This is a genomic window from Paenibacillus sp. 3LSP, assembly GCF_032465655.1.
GTDB lineage: Bacteria > Bacillota > Bacilli > Paenibacillales > Paenibacillaceae > Fontibacillus > Fontibacillus barengoltzii.
In genome coordinates this window covers 1-3,395 of the sequence record NZ_JAWDJI010000086.1, presented here as the reverse complement: position 1 = coordinate 3,395, position 3,395 = coordinate 1, and the positions used below count along the sequence as shown (strand labels likewise).

The 3,395-nt window shown below is 36.7% G+C and carries 8 protein-coding genes; all 8 read left to right on the top strand.

All coding sequences use genetic code 11. The features are described 5' to 3' along the window. Nucleotides 1-55: 55 nt before the first annotated feature. The 8 genes from RW092_RS06795 to RW092_RS06760 all read left to right on the top strand — a co-directional run bounded on the left by RW092_RS06795 (nt 56) and on the right by RW092_RS06760 (nt 2,603). A complete protein-coding gene (locus RW092_RS06795) occupies nt 56-553 on the top strand; it encodes a hypothetical protein (protein WP_316002671.1) in 498 nt (165 codons plus the stop codon). Continuing rightward, nucleotides 550-765: a hypothetical protein gene (locus RW092_RS06790; RefSeq protein WP_316002672.1), complete on the top strand. Its 216-nt coding sequence runs from the start codon at nt 550-552 to the stop codon at nt 763-765. Before RW092_RS06795 ends, RW092_RS06790 begins: the two co-directional genes overlap by 4 nt. Continuing rightward, nucleotides 762-1,040, top strand: coding sequence for a hypothetical protein (locus tag RW092_RS06785; RefSeq protein WP_316002673.1), 279 nt, complete (start codon nt 762-764; stop codon nt 1,038-1,040). The genes RW092_RS06790 and RW092_RS06785 overlap by 4 nt, the downstream gene beginning before the upstream one ends. Continuing rightward, nucleotides 1,037-1,378 (top strand): hypothetical protein, encoded by a 342-nt coding sequence (locus RW092_RS06780; protein WP_316009841.1) that lies wholly within the window; start codon nt 1,037-1,039, stop codon nt 1,376-1,378. Before RW092_RS06785 ends, RW092_RS06780 begins: the two co-directional genes overlap by 4 nt. 11 nt (nt 1,379-1,389) lie before the next feature. Next, nucleotides 1,390-1,632, top strand: a complete 243-nt coding sequence (locus RW092_RS06775; RefSeq protein ID WP_316002674.1) for an ASCH/PUA domain-containing protein — start codon at nt 1,390-1,392, stop codon at nt 1,630-1,632. Beyond that, nucleotides 1,629-1,841 carry a hypothetical protein gene (locus tag RW092_RS06770; protein WP_316009840.1) on the top strand — a complete coding sequence of 71 codons (213 nt, stop codon included), beginning with the start codon at nt 1,629-1,631 and terminating at the stop codon, nt 1,839-1,841. Before RW092_RS06775 ends, RW092_RS06770 begins: the two co-directional genes overlap by 4 nt. Next, on the top strand, nt 1,838-2,062 hold the full coding sequence (locus tag RW092_RS06765; protein ID WP_316002676.1) for a hypothetical protein: 225 nt from the start codon (nt 1,838-1,840) through the stop codon (nt 2,060-2,062). Before RW092_RS06770 ends, RW092_RS06765 begins: the two co-directional genes overlap by 4 nt. A gap of 73 nt (nt 2,063-2,135) precedes the next feature. Next, the gene (locus RW092_RS06760; protein ID WP_086310688.1) at nt 2,136-2,603 is read left to right on the top strand and encodes an ArpU family phage packaging/lysis transcriptional regulator; all 468 of its coding nucleotides are present in this window, start codon (nt 2,136-2,138) and stop codon (nt 2,601-2,603) included. The last annotated feature ends 792 nt before the right edge of the window (nt 2,604-3,395 follow it).

Sequence of the window (3,395 nt, the reverse complement as noted above, 5' to 3'; positions counted from 1 at the left end):
CAATAGATGAGAGATTCTGGCCGTTTGCTGTGCCAGTGGAAGAGGAGGCAGAAGGATGAAGACAGAACTCACTATGCAAGCAGAAAAATGCTTGTGGCATGAAACAAATCGCATGGGAGTATTTGGTTGTTTTGAAGTAACAATTGGATGGTCTGGTAATGAAAGAGTAGATTATATTACTTATTCAACAGACAATACAATCCGATGCTATGAAATTAAAGTAAGCATGGCTGATTTGAAAAGCAAAGCGAAACAAACGTTTATAGGCGATTACAATTATTTAGTCATTACTCAAGATTTATGGGAGAAGATGCAGCAAGACGATAAATTGATGTGGAAATATTATTCCCAAGGGATATATGTTTTTAGTGAAAAATATCTTGGCATGACAAGTGTTAAGAAAGCGAAGAAACAAAATGTTTCGCTAGGTACACGATCAACTGTATTAGAAAGCATGGTTCGTTCCATGAATCGAGAAATGCATAAATTCTATAAAATTAAACCTTTTTGGGAAATAAAGGAAGTAGAACAGGAAGAGGTGGTAGAAGGATGAAATATAAATGCTTAGAAACATTCAGTTTACCTAAATACGATGATGAAGTTGAAACAGAGCGAGAACTTATCGTGCCGGCAGGTAGTATTTGGGAGAGCGAGAAACCTGTCAGAGAAATGGATCAGGAAGTAGTGATTACTCATAAAAATGGCTGGTGGTTAGAAATTTCAAGGGAACTATTCAATTTAATGTTTGAGGTGGCAGAAGGATGAAATATAGAAAGAAACCAGTAGTTATTGAAGCAGTACAATTTGATCGATCAAAAGCGGAAAAGGATGTTGCAAAGTACTATCCGATGGTTACAGATATGGCTAGATTAACTACAGCGAAAGGAACCGAAGAACGTGAAGGCAGATTTTTCATTTCTACTTTAGAAGGCAATATGACTGTTATAGATGGAGACTATATTATTCAAGGTGTGGAAGGCGAATTTTATCCATGTAAGCCAGATATTTTTGAAAAAACATATGAGGCGGTGGAAGAATGAGCAAGTCGTTGAAATGGTTAGAAGCAGAATCAGACAGATTAGAAAAAGAGTGTAACGAGAATAACGACCCTCACAAAACGGTAAATCATAGCTTTTTAGAAGGATTCAATTATGCGCTATTAAATGCCCAAGCCCTTGAAGAAATACAGCTAGACGACAACCAGAAAATCGTGTTGGAGTGGTTGAAGAGTAATGACTACTCTTTAAAACTTCCGATACTAGCAATTAATCAATTAGATAGAATGACAGATTTAAAGGTTAGAAAAGCTCACTGGCAACTTGACAGAAAACAAGAAAATGAAGTCCTAGCAGCATTTGCACAGTGGGGATTAGAATAGGAGGAAGCGGAATGATCCACGAACTAAAAATACTACCAGAATATTTTGAAGCAGTCACAAGCGGACGCAAACAATTCGAGATCCGCAGGAATGATCGTAATTTTAAAGTTGGTAGTCAGTTAATTTTGAGAGAGTGGACTGGCGAAAAATATACAGGCAACTCATACAAAGCAGAAATCACTTATATTACTGATTACGCTCAGCAAGATGGATATGTAGTGCTAGGAATTAGAGGGATGGAGGAAATGGAATGAAATACAAATGCTTAGAAACATTCAGTTTACCTGAATGCGATGATGGAGTTGAAACAGAGCGAGAGGTTGATATTCTGAAAGGGAGTATCTGGGAAAGTGAAGAAGATATCGAAGACAATGACACAGAAGTAGAACTTACTCACGAAAGCGGAGCTTGGTTAGACATTTCAAGAGAACTGCTTGATTTGATGTTTGAGGAAACGGTATGAAGAAAATGGAATCTAGGTTAGAAAAAAGCAAGAAAATGGAGGCTGATACTCTGAATTATCTTGCTAATAAGAATGATAAAAAAATTACTTTGCAAGAAATTGAGATGAATAGCTCGCCAGAGTATTTTATGTGTTTTTTAGGATGTATAAAAAACTTCAAAAAAATTAATAGAACCTATGTTCGAGAAGGCGGAAAACTCATAACAATATTTAGTAAATAAAAAAGCCGGATTCCTCCGACTATGAATAATATTTCTGACACAAGTATTATATCATAATTGGGGGAATCAGAGGATGGTACTTTTCGATGTAAAGAAATATGAGACACCAAGCGCAAAAGATGTTGATATGGACCGCACAAAACATAATGTTGGTGTTTTCCTTTCAGCATATCTATCAGCAAGATGTAGAGTAGGGCAACCTCGTGAGCCAAAAGTGACGGCATCTTATTCCTTGGTTCCGCCATCTACAGCTAATAATGTTTTTGAAGCTGAACGAATGTTGATAGATAGAGAAGAAGCACAAGAAGAATTTGAGTATTTGCATAAATTGTTTGTTCGAGGATACTCTGCTATTCAGCATCCGCACAAACCTGATGTGACTGAAAGACGTAAAAAAATATTTTATGATCGTTACATCAATGGTCTGTCGATTTATGTAACTGCTCAAAGAAATAATACTAGTGAAGAATCTGTCAAACTAGAATCAAACAAGATTATCATCCAATTTGCTTCAGCGTTAGAACTGGTTGCTTTTAAGTAGCCAGTTTTTACACTTTTTATACCCTTTTATTACCCATTTGGTTTCTTTTTTATACCTTTTTTATACCAATCAATTACCTGTTCAATGATGTATTATGATAGTGTCGAAAGATTAGGAAACAGGATCGACAAAATAAAATGTAAGGGAGGAAATCTCCCTCATCGTTTAATTAAGCTCCGATAGACAGCAGCGGAAATATTAATAATAAGGATGTGAATTTCAACTCCTTCTAAATTGTTCTTATTATCTATCATCCGTTGCTGTCTATTGTTATTATGTCACTGTGGCGGAAAGGGTAGACGCAAATACAAATTCACGAGGATGCAACAGTTAACGGTTGGCGGTCATACGAGAGTCGAGACTACGTGCCGAAAAAGTGGCTTCAGTTGGAGAACATTATACTCAAATCGTGAAGAAAAAGACCGTATGCAAGGTTCGATTCCTTGCCAGTGACTTTGGGTTTGCGGTAATCCATAACTGCCTGTCAGTAAAACCGCTAGCAACCGAGGTATTGAGGAAGTGGGTAGGCGCAGGAAGTATTAGACTTGTCTGCGTGTAGGTTGCTTTATACATATTAGATCACTCTTTGAGTGGTCTTTTTATTTATATATAAGGGGGGAATGTTTGTGTTAGCATTGGTTGATTTAGTACTCAATGGAATCGTGTATTGCAAAAAAGGCATGGAACTTCAACTCAAAAACAAGACAGGTAAATACTCTACGCTAAGTCGAACATATCAAGATGGAAAGAAACAAAAAACGATTGAATTTAAAGTGAGTAACGAGCTAATGC

What these genes read in the sequence shown, in the direction of transcription:
- RW092_RS06780 (WP_316009841.1), top strand. Translation starts at nt 1,037, where the DNA reads ATGAGCAAGTCGTTGAAATGGTTAGAAGCAGAATCAGACAGATTAGAA.
- RW092_RS06765 (WP_316002676.1), top strand. Translation starts at nt 1,838, where the DNA reads ATGAAGAAAATGGAATCTAGGTTAGAAAAAAGCAAGAAAATGGAGGCT.
- RW092_RS06775 (WP_316002674.1), top strand. Translation starts at nt 1,390, where the DNA reads ATGATCCACGAACTAAAAATACTACCAGAATATTTTGAAGCAGTCACA.
- RW092_RS06760 (WP_086310688.1), top strand. Translation starts at nt 2,136, where the DNA reads ATGGTACTTTTCGATGTAAAGAAATATGAGACACCAAGCGCAAAAGAT.
- RW092_RS06770 (WP_316009840.1), top strand. Translation starts at nt 1,629, where the DNA reads ATGAAATACAAATGCTTAGAAACATTCAGTTTACCTGAATGCGATGAT.
- RW092_RS06785 (WP_316002673.1), top strand. Translation starts at nt 762, where the DNA reads ATGAAATATAGAAAGAAACCAGTAGTTATTGAAGCAGTACAATTTGAT.
- RW092_RS06790 (WP_316002672.1), top strand. Translation starts at nt 550, where the DNA reads ATGAAATATAAATGCTTAGAAACATTCAGTTTACCTAAATACGATGAT.
- RW092_RS06795 (WP_316002671.1), top strand. Translation starts at nt 56, where the DNA reads ATGAAGACAGAACTCACTATGCAAGCAGAAAAATGCTTGTGGCATGAA.